Source organism: Bradyrhizobium sp. UFLA05-109, from assembly GCF_054185165.1.
Map to the genome: position 1 here is coordinate 1 of NZ_JBBIAR010000119.1, position 16178 is coordinate 16178.

The following is a 16178-nucleotide window of genomic DNA, read 5'->3' on the forward strand; positions in this document are numbered from 1 at the left end:
CGCAGCCCTTGCGGCCGCGGTCGAGCGACAACGCCCGCCGGCGGGATGCGGGCATCATTCGGATCGGGGCTCGCAAGATACGCCTCTGTGCGCTATCGCGACACACTGGTTGCGCACGGCGTCATCGGCTCGATGGGCCAGCGCGGCAATCCGTACGACAACGTCAAGGCGGATTGCTTCATGAAAACCATGAGGTCGAGGCGGTATATCCGATGCGTACGAAACGCTCGAGGAGGTCATCGAGAATATTTGCCGCTTCATCGACGATGTTTACAATAGCTGCAGATTGCATTCTGCTCTCGCCTATTTCAGCCGGCAACAATCAGCACGTCCGGCGGAGGGACAAATCAGCCACCTCCTCCTGTCCGGCCCCAAGGGCCCACTCCAACCACAGGTCAATGTTCGGCCCCGATTGACAGCCCAGGAACTCGGCGTCACCAACTAGGTTATCCAAGCCTCATAAGATCTTTCCGCCATCAGCTGTGTGGGACACTCCCGATCAGATCAGACCACGCTGCACTGCGAAGCGAGCGGCAGGTGGATCACCCAGAAACGCACTCGTGACAAAAGGCAAGGAGACGCTCGCATCCTCTTCGGACAAGATCGTCTTCAGCAGCGAAGGACATTCGCAGATAGGGCGAAAGCCCAAATGCTGAGCCAGGAACCGCCGCCAGGCCAGCTTCCAACAAGGACTCCGCGACGTCGTTGTCGGACATCATTATATGGCCTTCGGGCGATCTAATACTAATGAGCCCCGACACATCGATCCAAAAATAGAAGGCCCCCTGGGACGGGAAGACAGAAATAAGGTCTGATTGTTGCAAAATTCCGAGTCCCTCTCGGCGACGACGATCGTAGGCCCGCACACATTGCGCAGGAAAACTTTCCGCTTTCAGAAGCGCCATTGTCGCCGCAGCTTGTCCGACTACGCAGCCTCCGGATGTGAGATGAGACTGAAGGTTGATCATCGGCCCTATCAGCCAATCGGGACCAGCTGCATATCCGACACGCAAACCTGTCATCGCGTGCCCCTTTGAGAATCCGCTGCAAAGTACGCATCGGTCCAGCAGCCCTGAATCAGCCCCAGCAATATTTGAGTGAGTTTGGCCATCGAACAGGATGTCTTCATAGATATCATCCGAGAGAACTAGAAGCCGCGGATGGTAGGCAACAACGCGCGCTATCTCGGCAAGTTCGCTTTTGGAGTAGACTGCACCTGTTGGATTGGCTGGAGAGTTTATGACAAGCCAGCGCGAACGGGGGGTGAGCACCGCTCTGAGTTCATCCGGTGTAATCTTGAAAGAGTTCTCGGCTAACGTTCGCACAATTACCGGCGTCCCCCCGGCTAATCGGGCCATTGCGGGATAGGACACCCAGTAAGGCGCCGGGATGATAATTTCGTCGCCGGGTTGAGTGGCGACCATTAGGGCCTCGGCGAGAACCTGCTTTGCCCCTACGCCGATGAGAATATTCTGGGCTAGATAATTGAGTCCGTGCCGACGCTTGATATCATTAGCGACCGCTTGGCGAAGTTCCGGCAGACCGGCCACCGGACCGTAGGACACCTGTCCAGAAGCAAGTCGCTCAATAGCTGTCTGTAGTCCAGCCCGCGAGGGTGACATGTCCGGCTCCCCGCCCGCTAGGCTGACGATGTCTCGTCCGCTTTGTTTTAGTATTCGCGCCCTATCCATCAATGCAATTGTGGGCGAAGCTCCCGCGGCCGAAACCGTTTCATTGATGGCAGTATCAATCTGCGTCATAGACAATCACCACACTGTAACGTTTACTTGTCTCTGGCCTTGACCAGACTACTGGCGCTTCCCCAGCACTTAACTCATCAGGGATGCGATCGGCCTTCAATTTTCCTGAGAGGAGCGAATATCCAACCTCACATGGTGCCCCTGCTCAGGAGGCCGCGCGCAACGACTTGCGCCTGAATTTCGGCAGCCCCCTCAAAGATATTGAGTATCCGCGCATCGCACAGAACACGACTAATTTCATATTCCAAGGCGTACCCGTTGCCGCCGTGAATTTGCAGCGAGACGTCGGCAGCGGTCCAAGCCACCCGAGCCGCGATCAGCTTGGCCATTCCGGCTTCGATGTCACACCTACGGCCGGCTTCTTTGGCTCGCGCGGCACTATAGGTTACTTCTCTTGCCAGCAGAATTTCGGCGAACATCGTCGCAAGTTTGTCCGATATTCGGGGAAACTCTGCGATGGACTTGCCGAACTGTTTTCGTTCCATCGCATACGCAAGTCCGAGTTCGAGGGCTCGGCGCGAGACGCCGACGGCGCGAGCCGCGGTTTGGACACGCGCGGCTTCAAACGTGCGCATAAGTTGCTTAAATCCGTGACCTTCTGCGTTCCCCAGCAAGCCGTCTTCGGGGATTTCAAATCCATCAAAGGCAACGTCGTATTCGCGCATCCCTCTGTAGCCAAGAACCTCGATTTCGCTTCCACTCATGCCGCGGACTGGAAAGGGATTGCCCGGATTGCCCCGCGGCTTCTCAGCGACGAAAATCGAGAGCCCCGCAGATCCGGGAGTCTCGGGTAGAGTACGGGCGAGCACGGTCATCAGGTCGCTTCGGGACGCATGCGTGATCCAGGTCTTTGCGCCGAAAATGCGCCAACTTCCATCGCTTTGACGGATACCGCGCGTCCTAATACTGCCGAGATCGGATCCTGTGTCTGGCTCCGTAAAAACCGCTGTCGGCAGAAATTCCCCTGAGGCAATCTTCGGGAGCCACTTGCGCTTTTGAGCTCCGGTGCCGGCGTGGGCTATTAGCTCGGCCGCGATTTCGGACCGAGTACCAAGTGACCCTGCGGCGATCCACGCCCGGCTGAGTTCCTCAGTAACCACGCACATCGCGAGTTTGCCGAGTCCCAAGCCGCCGAATTCGGGGGCGATGCAGATGCCAAAGATGCCGAGGTCGGCAATTTCTTGGACGATTTCGTCGGGGATCAGAGCGTCTTCTAAATGCCACTTGTGCGCGTTCGGGATGATACGTTCATCGGCAAAGCGTCTGACTTCGACTCGGACCGAGTCGAGCGTGTCGTCGTCCAGCGCATCGTTTAGACGGTGACCTTCTGTCAAAAGCCTAGTCAATTCCATGCGCACACGCGACCAGTCTGCGCGCAAAAATGCCGCAACGCAGTCGTTCGTCGCCAAATCCGCGGCCGCGTGAGATAGACCAAGCTCGAAAGGTCGGACAATCTCATTTTGCGTCATCGGAACGCCGCCGATGAGTTGACCAAGGTACTCGGAGAAGGCGGTAATGATCGCGCATTCGCTCAGTCGATCGAGCCCACCTGACAAACCGCGTCGCTCGCACCAGCTTGCGGTTGCCGATAGGCACTCGCTGAGTGTCGCGATCCAGGCAAAGCCATGAGCGACTCGTTGTCTTCGATCGAACTCGCTCGAGGAAATACGGCCGTCTTTGATGACACTTTGAGCAAGCGCAGCTTTCGCCGCAGCGACAAACTGCTTTGCAGCTGCCGCGGCGCCGGTTGCGACGGTCACCAAGCGCTCAGCACGGAGCGGTTCGAAAGCTTCCATTTTCCAATCCTTACTTTGGAGCTAGGGGGTCGCTCGTCAAGCAAATGACCCCACGATCATGAAGGCTCGCGAGAGCGGCGGTGGGAATGCGAAGGAGTGTCGTCAGCACTTGTTCAGTATGCTCGCCCAAGGTTGGAGCGGGCGAAGGATCGCAACGAGATTCGCTTGAGAATGAAGCCGGGAAACCGGGAGTCGGATAGGCGCACCCGCTTGGGTGTTTCACGGTTGTGAAGATTGGATTAGCTTCAACAAAATTGGGATCTTCAGTGAGCGCTTCGTGCACGCTCCTGTAGACACCGAAACAAACCGCCGACGACTTAAACTGTTGCAGGAGAGCGGCCAAAGGGTATCGCGCAACGGCCTGTTCGACGATTGGATTAATCCGATCTCGATGCAGAAAGCGAGCCCCTTCGTCGGAATCTAGTGAAGTGCCGAGTTCTGCTTCGAGCGCGCGGATGGGCGCCTCCAGATCGAGAGCGGCTATCAACGCCTTCCATTGTTTGGTCGTCAACGCGACGATCATGACGCGTCTGTCATCGGCGCAGCTAAAATCCCGACCAAAGGCACCGAACAGGCTGTTACCGAATTTGGGGCGGTCGGCGCCGGCGATCGCAACCTCGGCAACTTGCCCGAGGTTGCCTAAGGTCGCAGCCGCAACGTCGCTTAGGGGTATGCGTATATGCTGGCCGAGGCCCTTCCGGCTCCGATGTTCTATGGCCGCAAGGACCGCGACTGCAGCGGTAGAACCTGCGAGCAGGTCCCATGCGGGAAGGACGTGGTTTATGGGGATACGATCACTGCCTTCTGGTCCAGTCATATACGGAAAACCAACCGCACAGTTCACGGTGTAGTCGACTGCTGAATTGCCATCTGCATGGCCGAGAATACGGGCGGTTACGAGGTCCGGCCTGACACTGCAAAGACCGTCGTGCGAGAGGAATCCTGTTTCTGGATAGTTGGTGACAAAAATTCCGCCTTCTTTGCCTCCGGCGGTGACGATGGCAATCGCTAACTCACGCCCCTCCGGCATTCCTAGATTGAGGGCGACGGACTTCTTTCCTTTATTGAGGCCCTCCCAATAGAGGCTGTCTCCGCCGGGGCAGAGCGGCCAGCGTCGATAGTCAGGACCGCCGCCAATGGCGTCGAACCGAATGACCTCCGCTCCAAGTTGGGAGAGTAGTAACGTGCAATATGGCCCCGCAACGAAAGAAGCACCTTCGATAATCCTAACACCCGACAGCAGCCCGTACACGGCTCTCGTTCCTCTATTTCCTTGCGACCCTGACTAGCGTCATCATCCGAGATTCCGTTGACCAGAGGACTAGTGCAACTGGGCCAACGACAAAAATTCATCTAGTGAATATCTAATTCAAAACATGTATCGCAGATCGGGGCGCGCGGATATCGGTATGCCTGATCGGGGATGACAGGCGTCTGGCTCCTTGCGGTGAGCAATAACATATGAATCTACCACTCTCTGGTGACAGCTCCTTTTTCCTGAACTTGTACGCCCGGTATCTGAAGGATCCCCAGTCAGTGCCTGTCGACTGGGCAATTCACTTTGAGTCGCTGAGTGACGTCCCGGTTCGCGCAATCGAGCGAAATGACATGGCGATAGCGGCGTTCGTGGAAGCATTCCGCACTTATGGGCACAAGGAAGCGCAACTGGATCCACTCGGGTTCGCGCCGACCATTCACGTTCCGGAACTTGCCTTGGCAAAGGACTGTCTAGGTTCCGAACCGGTCAAGCTGTCTGTAGCAGGTAGGTCACTGGAAGTAACGAAAGAGAGAGCGGAGGAGATTCTTCGCCAGGTGTATTGTTCGCACGTGGCGTTGGAAGCAGCTTACCTCGATCATCCAGAAGATCGTGCATGGATTTACGATTTCTTTGAGAAAGAGGTTCTGGCCGAGCCTGACGAGGGCGTTATGGCCTCCTGTTTGGAGGCTGTACTGCTGGCGGATGAATTTGAGAAGTTCATCAAGACCAAATGGCCGACGAAAAAGCGCTTTGGCATTGAAGGCTCCGAATCTTCGGCAATCATTCTGAGAGAACTCCTGCGGGAGGCGGCGAGTGCCGGGCAGACAGAGGTAGTGGTCGGGGGCATGCATCGTGGTCGGCTGGCAACGCTTGCAACTGTATTCGGCAAGTCCTTGCCCGGCCTGATTTGGGAGATCAAAGGACGAGACATCACAGGGGGAGATGAGCGCTTCACAGGCGATGTGCCATATCACAATGGTCTTGCTGCAACCGTGGACTCCGGATGCGGAGCCGTGGAAGTGCGCGTCCTCCCGCATCCGTCGCATCTGATCGTAGTTGCGCCGGTGGCGATCGGAGCCGCGAGAGCTCGGCAGGAGTTGCGCGCGCGTCAGGGCGCTCCCAGGAGCGTCCTGCCTCTCCTGATGCACACGGATGCGGCCTTTGCCGGCCAGGGTCTCGTCAGTGAACTGCTGCAAATGGGTGACTTGGATGGCTATTCGCCCGGCGGAACAATTCATCTCGTCGTCAATAATCAGATCGGGTTCACAACGCTACCCGAAGAGGGTCGGTCAACGCTCCACCCCACGGACCTCGGAAAGGCGTATGGGATTCCTATTCTGCACGTGAATGGAGATGATCCGATCGCTGCGGCAGTCGCAGCACGGGTCGCCCACGCATGGCGACATCGCACCGGGCGAGACGTGATCATTGACCTCGTGTGCTATCGCCGAAATGGACATAACGAGCTTGACGAGCCACGCTTTACGCAGCCCGTTATCTCGGCCGCAATCGAAAAACATCCCAGCTTGAGAGCACTATTTTCGGAATACGTCCAAGCTCGTTCGCGCGAAGCTTTCGAAAGCGCAGATGCTCGGCGAGCAGAGTTCGCGCGGCGACTCTCAGAGGCCTATGAAGGCTACGAGAGGCTGCGACTAAACGACGTTTTGGCTGAGACGAACGTCTTTCCAGAGACGCAAACCGGGTGTGGCTCGGAAACGGATCCGCAGACGGGCATTGATACCGAGACGCTTCACAACTTGGGCAGGGCTATTACCAATATACCAGACGATCTGGCGCCAGATGCGAAGGTTCGTACCTTCTTATCGTCTCGATGGGATACCATCCAAAAGGGCTTACGTATTAATATGGCAACTGCAGAGGCACTCGCTTTCGCGAGTCTGCTCCACGAAGGAACTTCGGTTCGCCTGAGCGGACAGGACTGCGTCCGTGGCACTTTCACGCAACGTCATTTGGCAATCCATGACCTCCGCGATGGCCGGATATTCGTGCCGTTGAGCACGCTTTCCGGCGAGGGGATACGTTTCGACGCCGTCAATTCACCGCTGACTGAGTACGGCGTACTCGCTTTCGAATATGGAATGAGCCTTGCAGATCCCAATCGGCTCTTTATTTGGGAGGCTCAATTCGGCGATTTCCTGAACGGAGCGCAAATTGCGGTAGACCAATACATCGTAAGCTCCGAATCGAAGTGGAAGATGCGATCGTCACTGGTTCTCGCCCTGCCACATGGGTTGGAGGGCCAGGGGCCCGATCATTCATCGGCACGCATCGAAAGAATTCTTCAAAGCTGCGCCGATGAGAACATCAGGGTTGCGATCCCGTCCACGCCCGCGAACCTGTTTCACCTGTTGCGCCGACAACAACGGAGCGCGCAGCGGAATCCCCTTTTTCTTATAACGCCGAAATCTCTCTTGCGCGAAAAGACATGTCAATCGGCGCTATCGGAATTGGCCTCCGGGACACGGTTCCGCGCGGTCATCACTACTGAGGCTTCGGGACACTGTAACCGAATCGTCTTTTGCGCGGGTAAGATCTTCTATCCCCTCAATGAGATGCGTTTGCACGAAGGTATCTCGGACGTTGCCTTGGTTCGCATCGAGCAACTTTACCCGTTTCCGAGCAATGAAATCAGTGAAGCGCTTGCGAGGCATCCAAGGGCCGAGTTGGTCTGGTGCCAAGAGGAACCGGAGAATCAGGGAGCCTTCTACTACATTGAGAGGATGTTCAGAGAAAACATGCGCCAACCCATGGGGTATGTAGGTCGCCCTCCGATGGCCTCGGCCGCGGGCGGGTCGATTGATCGACATGAACGCGAGCAAGCCAAAATCGTTGCAGCTGCTATACGCGGTCGCGCTAGGATGCAATAGGCCAAACTTTTATCGAACTTAGAAGACGGAGGAGTGCAATGGAAGACATGAAGCTGCGTGATTCAATTCTCGAGCGCGCGCGCCGCCTCGCTACGGCGACCTTGGGAGATGCACTGGACGCGTTTGGCATTCCTGGCGTCATGTCGGGAATCACCCGGAGAACCGGAAGTGGGCGAGTCGCTGGGTTTGCTCAGACGATGCTCCAGCAAGCCGCTCCTCTTGGCAGTTTCTCGTTTGACGATTTTGCTGTCGGATCGGCCTTCGATGCGACCTCCCGCAATACGGTTCTTGTTGTTGATATGGGCTCGGCTGATGTTTCAACTTTCGGCGGACTTGCCGCGCTTACGTTCACATTGCACGATGCAGCCGGTGCTGTCGTGGACGGTGGATGCAGGGATATTGAGGAAATCGCACGCCTGGGATTGACGGTTGCAAGTCGAACGGTTACCCCCCGCACTGGTAAAGGTCGGCTGCGGATTGTTTCACAAGGCGAGGCCATTACTTGTGGAGGGGTTTGCGTCCGCCCTGATGATTTGGTTATCATGGACGATACCGGAATCGTGGTGGTGCCCCAGGATAAGATTTTGGCGATCCTTACCGCCGCTGAAGAACTGGATCGTCGCGACGCGAATTTTGCAGAGCGCTTGAAGACCGGCGGTAGCTTCGCTCGGGCGGCCGCCTCGCTCAGGCACGCTTGAGAGCAAGAGCGGGTGGAAACGCACCGCTTCATCGCATCGATCAGAAGGATGCACTGACGGTTGTGCAGGTCCGAACACGTCATTGTTCATCTGCAACCAACCTATCGCGGATGCCAACCGCAGCCCTCCTAAGACTTGGAAGAATCCTTTGTAGCAACCGGTGCCTCTCACCAGCGACGCTCAAAACCAAACTACTTATCGCGGCCAGAACCTTTCCGTCCTTTGTCAGAATGGGAACGGCGACCGCCCAAATCCGAGATTGATAGACCGCTTCCAAGTACTCTTCGTCGGCAAGCGCGTGCCCATCTCGACGGATTTGCGCAAGTCTCGCGTCGATTCTCGAGGCGATACGAGGGTCTCTATCCCAACGTCCTCCCGTTTCCCGTGAACGGGAAAGCGCTATCTTGCGCTCTTCTTCCGGCATGAACGCCACCGTGACCAGTCCAACACCCGTGGCCAGTAAAGGAATTCTGGCGCCTGTGCGACTGGGCAGGGACAACCCGAGCGAAGCTCGATTGCTGTACACTATGACCATTGCATCGCGATCGAATACAGCGAGATTAGATGGCCAACCAATCTCAATATGCATCTGATCGACGATGGGAGATGCAATCTCAAGCAGACGCGATTTGGAATCGAAGCCCCGGCTCAGAGTCAGAGTTCGACCTGTTACCAAATAAGTCGATTTTCCCGCTTGGCGATAGACGTAACCTTCTGCAACCAACGTTTCGAGCACACGCACTACTGTAGGCTGTGGGACACCACACCTTGAAACCACCTCCACAATTGTCATAGGCCCGTGCTCGCTGATTGCCCGCAACACCGCAAGACCCCGCTGAATTGCTCGGACTGGCTCATACGATGGCATGCCTGTTTCCTCAACCAAGATTCGTTCCGCACTGCGCCGACGTTCTTTATCAACAGCCTATCGCTAGCAAGGGTGTATTCGGTGATCAAGCGGGCAACCACCATCCAAGGATTGGATTGCATCAAGGTCGAGAAGATCCGTAGGTTGCTCCACACGGGGACAGCGCCCTTAACACTAACCCGCTGCATGGCGTCGGAGCACCGTTCGCACTGCACCCTCTAACGCGAGCGATTGCTCGAGACGAAGTAAAGCAACAATAGAGCAAAGTCGTGCGGCGTCGCGGGCCGCGGCGTCTAAAATCGAGGATGACCGCATCTGTGCTCGAGTTGGGTCTTCACAAAGAGGTCGATCATGTTAGTTAGCCGGAACACCGCCAGGCACCAAGCTACCACTTCGCGTACGCCTCCATTTCCAGTGGCCCATTGACCTGAGCGACCAAAGCTAAAGTCGATCGCCTTCCGGCTTAGCATTGATGGTAAAAGGGCTCGCGTCGAAGATCGGGGGGACACCGAACGGAACGTAAAGCTGAGCGGCGAAGCGATATACGATGCTCGCGCGAAATAGATCAGCATTGTCACTTTCAGCGGGCCATGAACGACAAGTTCCGGATAGCCCCACTTCTATCGCGTAGGGCGGTCGTAATGGGTGCGATGCCCGCTGGGCATGTCATCGCTAAGTAACGGAAGAGAAGAGCCGGTGAGCGTGCGACGACGCGGTGATAAAGATCCGACTCGACAGAGGCAGCTACTGTCGTGACGCCGCTGTCCGCCCCGCGAGATGAACGATATCCTGCTGCTTTTCATCGTCCCGTTCCTTGCGGATGGGTTGTGCTCGACGGTCACGAAGCAGAGCTGGCGCATACGTCCTGCCTGGCAGCGACATTGACGATCCGAGACATTCGCTTCACCTTTCGCAGCTTGGTGAGACGGTCACCCGCGACGCGGCGAATTCCTGCCGCCAGTACCATGCCGGGCAGTGGATTTCGCCGGAGCGATCATTTGAATACTCCGGGTCAGGGCGCATGTCGGTCCACGTCTCGTCGTTGAATAGGACCCGCTCAATTTCGAGCGACCTAGCTAGACACCTTGTCCACGGGGCTCGCCGTGCGCGACTTCACGTGAATCGCGCTCACCAGCCAATTCGGCGCGCACGAAGTCCCACACTCGAGCGCGCAATCGACCTTCAAGCCGCGTCTCGCATGCTCGGCAACGAGCCCGTCTATGGCGAAATCGCCGCCCTTGATCTGCCACAACGGCTGCATCAAGGCGTTGGAGCAACTGAGGATTTGTCGCCCGCATTCAATCGGAATGGCAGAATGACGCCGGAGGGGGACAATGTTCGAGTTTTATTCTTCGTATCGCAGGATGCTCAAGCGCCTTCGATGGCGCGATAGATGCCGAGATGGATCCCATCGCCGAATTGCGCGGTTGAGCCATTTTGCTGCAGCACATTGCGGTTCACGGCCGATCCGCACAGCTATAGTCGATAGCAATCTACTCGCGCTCATTAGCGGATACTTTTCTCGCCGGTTACAAGCAAGCATCCCGCGCTTCGACACGCCCGGCGGTGGGCTCAAATGATTCATTGCCTCGGCACCGAGTGCGGTCGATAATCCGGACGCTCCGCTTTTGAGCACCTTTTCGGGCTATCTAAGCAAAGCACGACGATCGGACCGTCAGGTAGATCATGTGCTCGTTCGGCAAAAAGTAGATCAATGCGGCGCTTGGCGATGACGCAGCGTAGTGCTTTGCGAGAAATTCGCCCACAGGAAAAGAGCGGACGCGGTGTCGTCAATTCATTCCTAGATGATCAATTTCGGTGGGGAGCCTATCTCGATGGTCGTGGTGCGGCCGGAGTTAAAGCCAAGGCCCACCATCAACCTGCGGTTCGTGACGTGCTGATCCTAGTTGCCGCGTGGGCACGAACTGCATCTCCGAAGGCGCAGAAAATGCGCGCGGATGGCTCGTCGGATTTCACCCAATACTCGGGATGCCACTGCACACCGATGGCGAAACCCCTGGCATTCCGCACCGACACCGCCTCGACAGTTCCATCATCGGCGACTGCTTCGATGTCAAGCTGTGTCGCCAACCGGCCTATTGCTTGGCGGTGTAAGGAATTGACGTTTATCCTGCCTGTGCCGAGCACACCAAATAAGCAGCTTTCAGGCTTGACGGTCACAGACTGGCGCATTGCAAACGCCTCGTCTCGGTTACCGGCCGGCGGCGCCCGATGATCGAGCGCGCCCGGTCGCTCTTGGATTTCTGTCACTAGTGTGCCGCCGAATGCGATATTCATTTCCTGAAGGCCGCGACAGATGGCGAGCAGCGGAACCCGCCCCTCGATTGCCTTCCGGATCAAAGGCAACGTTGTTGAATCCCGCGCGGAGTCGTATGGGCCATTTGCTTCGCTTGATTTTCCGCCATAGAGCGAGGGATGAACGTTCGACCCCGAACCCGTAATCATCACGCCGTCCACAGCGGCGAAAAGTCGGTTGAGGTCAAGCCTGCCACCAAAGGAAGGGACAATCAAAGGAAATACGCCAGCCCCGGCAATCGCCGCTTCAAGGTATTGTTGGGGAGCCGCGTGCCACAGGTAGTTGTGCAATTCGCAAACATCCGCCGAGACGGCAACTAGTGGCTGATTTCGTTGCGAATTGCAGCTATCTTGCGCGATCGCAAATCCGGTGTCTTTTGCGTCTTCACCCTGTCCCATACCAGCGAGCCCTTTCACTCTCTGCGAACGCGGTCTATTGTTTATCGTGTCTCATTGCCGACGGCCAGCATCGTGAAGCTACCTCAACATTCGTTGTAGCCGACTCAACCACGTCGCATGCGCCCTGGACGTGGTTCCTCCCACTGGTGCTTTCCTTGACTCTCATCTCTTGTTTTTCTCTTACCGTAGTCGGTTTCAAATTCGTCGCATTTGCGATCAGGCCGTACCGGCAGTCAGGGGCAGCACATCGAGCATTTTGTACGGATGCGGATGATCGCAGAGACGCGCCAATCCCTATCAGGGTTTCGCTTGGCAGCAGGTCGAATCCAATTGACCCGTACGATGGCCGCAATCTTAACGATCTTTGGAGCACACCTACGAGCGACGTCTTCGTTGATGGCACGATCACACAAATAACCATCCGCAAGAGCAGCTTTCCAATGAAAGAGACAATTCGACTAGTTGGGTGCGAAGACGAAGGTGTGGACCCTGGCTGCAAGGCCAATCGAGCATACACTTCGCACAACTGATCGTACTCTAGCGAGGCATCGCCGACATCAGAACTGCCGGGCCGAAACCGTCAACACTTTCAAAGTCCGCTCGGCTTCGCTCACCTCGTTATTTCAATGATCGCACTTCACCGTCAACGGAGCCTGATCACACCTCAAGTGATATCGAGACATCCTCTCTATTTCGCACATCTAGCACTGCGGCGCCGACTAAACAGACAGTTGAGAAACGGTATATTTGAGAAGTTCTTCGTTCTAACGGTGCCCTCGCAAGAATTACCGCATTACTCCTCGAGTCGATCCTTAACCCGACAGAACAGAGCAAATCGAGATCTAGATCCTGTCGAATAAGATTGGTTCGAATACTCCTATCCTTCTGAACTCCACGAAAAGATTCTCGATCGAAATACCTCTGAGACAATCTTCGATATTGCTCATCACTGCCTTTCCGCTAGGTGTCACAGCTCGATTTAATGCCCACAGCGACCAGCGCTTGACGCGAAATTTCTGCTACATATCGCCGCTCTTCCTGCCGGATAGATATCGGTCCGAACGTTTCGGTTATGTGTCGCTCAAGGCAAGACGCGATATCGCATGCAGTGCCTGCAACCTTGATCAGGTCATACATGTCGTACATGTGCATAATTGCATTGTGCTTGGCTTCCTCTGGTGAGCTTCCTTGCAGCGTGAACGGATCGCTGATATCAAAAATCCTAACGTCTCGAAACCCCGCATCCGAAAAGAGATCCAACATTTCGTGGCGCGAGAAGTGCACATGAGGATGCCCGGTCCGTGAGTAAGGATGCACAACACTATCGAACCACTTAGCGCATCTTCCGCCGATCTCGAAATCATGCAGTACAAGACGACCGTTCACTCTCAGCGAGCGGTGTGCTTCGCGAATTGCCAGACGTCTCGCGTTGCTATCAAGATGATGACTACCATAAGCGATGAGAACGCCGTCTAGTACGTTGTCACGGAATAAGCTTCGCGTTGCTGACTGACGCACGGCCGGCAGCGCTTGGACGTGACATGCGTCGATCATGAACTTCGAGATGTCGGCTGTATAAATAGTCGGAGTGTTATGCCCGAGCGTTTTGCAGAACCGAGCAAGGGTCCCGTCGCCTCCGAGCACATCCAGAATCCTAAAACCCTGACCAGGGACTTCGAGGGAAGGCGAGAAGCACCTTAGAAGTGTGATCATGCCCACTTTTCGATTATCGGCACTCTTCTGTGCAGAATTGTAGGCCAAGCCGCGACCGCCTGCTTTCTCACCCTCGAACTCCCAAGAGTTCACTTTCATTTCCGCAACATGCTCCTCACCGTCGCGACATCTCTCGCGACTAAGAAGATCGAATAACTCGGAATGATTATGACACAGATAATCGAGATACTCCTCAAAGCTGTATCTATCCACGTATAGTTCGGTTCGCATTCCTCTGTTCTCCGTATGCATATGTCCTGCCCTCTCAAATCAGCCTTTGAGATGTGTGACACGCCATAAGGGGGCGACATTGTCGCGAAACCACCAGGTAGTTTCTCTGCCGGAGAACTGACCTGCGAAGGTTGGATCGGTCCATTAGTTAGTGGCGCCAAGTCCACGGCGCATCCGCGATGCACCTCTCGTTTCCTGTTCCTCCAGAACGCTTCATCCGATCGACAGAAGCGCAGGAACGGCAGGCTCTCCGCCACTGGCGCAACTGGGCGCACCGTACCGCCGCTTGTAGATCAACGCCGACCTGTTCCACCGAGCTGGGTATGCCAACATAGCCACGGAATGACGACCAAGACGCTGAGCCGCATGGATATACAGCCGACCAAGCAGAATGAGGGCTCTTCTTGACACTGACTGATGGCTCCGACGATGCATGCAGTCCTGGGGGCCGAGGGCAGAGCAGCATGCGCAACCGACCCAGCTAAGGCCGAACAAAGATATCGGCGAACTCCATGCGACGACACTACCATCTTAGATAGGTGCACCGGACGAGTTTGTCGGTTAACAGTGCAGCGGCGCCGCAAGAATTCCAGCTAGAAAGAAAAGCCATGGAGATCAAAAGAAAAGCCGTGCAGGCCATTTGAATATTTCGCTCGCTTTGTTCTCGCTACGCGGCAGAGTGACTCCGCCAGTGCGTTTGCTTGGCGACGTTTAGGGAAGCGCTGACCTGCGCGAGTGAGTTGGACGCGTGCTGGATCAAGGCGGTCATTCTGAACGGGAGCCGTATCGACGGAAACAATCGTTCAGCTTCTCAAAGCAGCTTTGCAAGCTTCGGTGGCGCGTCGCGAGCGCCTTCAATCGACTGATGGACTTCGGATGCATTGTAATACGATAAGCCAGCAAGTCGGTGAACCCCTGACGCCATCTTCTGCGGGACTAAAGCGTGATGGGGTTAGGTTGAATCGATTTGGGATTCCCAAATCAATGTGTTTCTGATTCACCATGCTGGCTGGATTGGAGGCCAGCATGGATGGGCAAGCCTTATTCTCTGGATCTCCGTAAGCGTGTCGTGTCCGCGATCGAGGGCGGGATGTCGCGCAATCGGGCCGCCAGGCAGTTTGGGGTGGCGATCAGTACTGCCATCGGTTGGATGCAGCGGGTCGAAGAGACCGGCAGCATTGAGCCTGGCCAGATGGGTGGCCACAAGCCGAAGGCGGTTTCGGGAGAGCACGCAGTCTGGCTGTCGCAACGGATCAGGGACGGCGATTTCACCATACGCGGTCTCGTTGCCGAGCTTGCCAGTCGCGGCCTGAAGGTCGACTACCACTCGGTGTGGGACTTCGTGCATGCCGAGAAGCTCAGCTTCAAAAAAAAGCGTGGCGGCGGGAGAACGCGATCGACCGGAGGTCGCGCGGCGGCGAGCCCAGTGGACAAAGTATCAAGGTCGCGTCGAAGCTGAACGGCTGGTCTTCATCGACGAGACCTGGACCAGGACCGATATGGCGCCCCTGCGGGGATGGGCGCCGCGCGGGCGCAGACTTCACGCCAAGGTTCCCCACGGCCGCTGGAAGACCATGACCTTCCTAGCTGCCCTGCGCCATGACCGGATCGATGCGCCATGGTTCATCGAGGGGCCGATCGATGGCGGGAGCTTTCGCACCTATGTCGAGAAGGTCCTTCTGCCCGTCCTTCGACCCGGCGATATCGTCATCTTGGATAACCTCGGCAGCCACAGGAGCAAAGCAGTTCGCCAGCTCATCCGTTCGGTCGGCGCCAAACTCTTCTTCCTGCCAAAATACTCGCCCGACCTGAACCCGATCGAACAGGTTTTTGCCAAGCTCAAGCACCTGCTCCGCAAAGCTGCCGCACGAACCGTCGACGCGGTTTGCGCCGCAATCGGCCACGCACTCGATGCCTTCACCTCCGAGGAGTGCGCCAACTACCTCAAAAATTCAGGCTATCGAACTTAATGCCATCACGCTTTAGCACTACTTTGGCAGATTGTCGGTTTTGCTGTGCTTTATAGGATTCCCGAATCAATTTTTCAATGATTCATGGGTGGTCGGCTCATGGAGGGCTGACCATGGCGGGATGGGAAGACGAACTTGAACGCTGGCTGATGCCGTTCCTGGACCGGCTGGGTCATAAGACTCGGCAGCGGATGTGTCCTCTGTTGTAGCGCGGCGATCTGGGAGAGAGGTGCGCGACAATCTGGATGAGAATCTGGTGTCGCGGCGGATGTGATGATCGC

At 56.2% G+C, this 16178-nt stretch carries 9 protein-coding genes; 3 read left to right on the forward strand and 6 right to left on the reverse strand.

The features are described from left to right. Nucleotides 1-542 precede the first annotated feature (542 nt). The 3 genes from Q3C01_RS43410 to Q3C01_RS43420 all read right to left on the reverse strand — a co-directional run bounded on the left by Q3C01_RS43410 (nucleotide 543) and on the right by Q3C01_RS43420 (nucleotide 4808). Nucleotides 543-1760: a pyridoxal phosphate-dependent aminotransferase gene (locus tag Q3C01_RS43410; protein WP_458151461.1), complete on the reverse strand. Its 1218-nt coding sequence runs from the start codon at nucleotides 1758-1760 to the stop codon at nucleotides 543-545. A 128-nt stretch (nucleotides 1761-1888) separates the two neighbouring features. Further along, the gene (locus Q3C01_RS43415) at nucleotides 1889-3556 is read right to left on the reverse strand and encodes an acyl-CoA dehydrogenase family protein (protein WP_458151462.1); all 1668 of its coding nucleotides are present in this window, start codon (nucleotides 3554-3556) and stop codon (nucleotides 1889-1891) included. A 10-nt stretch (nucleotides 3557-3566) separates the two neighbouring features. Beyond that, entirely contained in the window at nucleotides 3567-4808 is a 1242-nt protein-coding gene (locus Q3C01_RS43420; protein ID WP_458151463.1) for a CoA transferase, read from the reverse strand. Nucleotides 4809-5017: 209 nt separating this feature from the next. Here Q3C01_RS43420 and Q3C01_RS43425 point away from each other — a divergent pair, with 209 nt between their 5' ends. Together Q3C01_RS43425 and Q3C01_RS43430 are read left to right on the forward strand one after the other, a co-directional pair. Further along, nucleotides 5018-7702: a 2-oxoglutarate dehydrogenase E1 component gene (locus tag Q3C01_RS43425; RefSeq protein WP_458151464.1), complete on the forward strand. Its 2685-nt coding sequence runs from the start codon at nucleotides 5018-5020 to the stop codon at nucleotides 7700-7702. Between the two features lie 38 nt (nucleotides 7703-7740). Continuing rightward, nucleotides 7741-8400 (forward strand): RraA family protein, encoded by a 660-nt coding sequence (locus Q3C01_RS43430; RefSeq protein ID WP_458151465.1) that lies wholly within the window; start codon nucleotides 7741-7743, stop codon nucleotides 8398-8400. 79 nt (nucleotides 8401-8479) lie between these two features. Here Q3C01_RS43430 and Q3C01_RS43435 read toward each other — a convergent pair whose 3' ends face one another. The 3 genes from Q3C01_RS43435 to Q3C01_RS43445 all read right to left on the reverse strand — a co-directional run bounded on the left by Q3C01_RS43435 (nucleotide 8480) and on the right by Q3C01_RS43445 (nucleotide 13927). Continuing rightward, the gene (locus tag Q3C01_RS43435) at nucleotides 8480-9268 is read right to left on the reverse strand and encodes an IclR family transcriptional regulator (protein ID WP_458151467.1); all 789 of its coding nucleotides are present in this window, start codon (nucleotides 9266-9268) and stop codon (nucleotides 8480-8482) included. 1875 nt (nucleotides 9269-11143) lie between these two features. After that, nucleotides 11144-11983: a gamma-glutamyl-gamma-aminobutyrate hydrolase family protein gene (locus Q3C01_RS43440; protein ID WP_458151468.1), complete on the reverse strand. Its 840-nt coding sequence runs from the start codon at nucleotides 11981-11983 to the stop codon at nucleotides 11144-11146. A gap of 960 nt (nucleotides 11984-12943) precedes the next feature. Further along, nucleotides 12944-13927 carry a class I SAM-dependent methyltransferase gene (locus Q3C01_RS43445; RefSeq protein ID WP_458151469.1) on the reverse strand — a complete coding sequence of 328 codons (984 nt, stop codon included), beginning with the start codon at nucleotides 13925-13927 and terminating at the stop codon, nucleotides 12944-12946. Between the two features lie 1030 nt (nucleotides 13928-14957). Here Q3C01_RS43445 and Q3C01_RS43450 point away from each other — a divergent pair. Further along, a protein-coding gene (locus Q3C01_RS43450) for an IS630 family transposase (protein WP_458151470.1) occupies nucleotides 14958-15897 on the forward strand; the annotation gives its coding sequence in 2 pieces (ribosomal slippage) (nucleotides 14958-15293 and nucleotides 15295-15897; 939 coding nt in all). The last annotated feature ends 281 nt before the right edge of the window (nucleotides 15898-16178 follow it).

What these genes read in the sequence shown, in the direction of transcription:
- Q3C01_RS43410 (WP_458151461.1), bottom strand. Translation starts at nt 1,760, where the DNA reads ATGACGCAGATTGATACTGCCATCAATGAAACGGTTTCGGCCGCGGGA.
- Q3C01_RS43415 (WP_458151462.1), bottom strand. Translation starts at nt 3,556, where the DNA reads ATGGAAGCTTTCGAACCGCTCCGTGCTGAGCGCTTGGTGACCGTCGCA.
- Q3C01_RS43425 (WP_458151464.1), top strand. Translation starts at nt 5,018, where the DNA reads ATGAATCTACCACTCTCTGGTGACAGCTCCTTTTTCCTGAACTTGTAC.
- Q3C01_RS43430 (WP_458151465.1), top strand. Translation starts at nt 7,741, where the DNA reads ATGGAAGACATGAAGCTGCGTGATTCAATTCTCGAGCGCGCGCGCCGC.
- Q3C01_RS43435 (WP_458151467.1), bottom strand. Translation starts at nt 9,268, where the DNA reads ATGCCATCGTATGAGCCAGTCCGAGCAATTCAGCGGGGTCTTGCGGTG.
- Q3C01_RS43440 (WP_458151468.1), bottom strand. Translation starts at nt 11,983, where the DNA reads ATGGGACAGGGTGAAGACGCAAAAGACACCGGATTTGCGATCGCGCAA.
- Q3C01_RS43445 (WP_458151469.1), bottom strand. Translation starts at nt 13,927, where the DNA reads ATGCGAACCGAACTATACGTGGATAGATACAGCTTTGAGGAGTATCTC.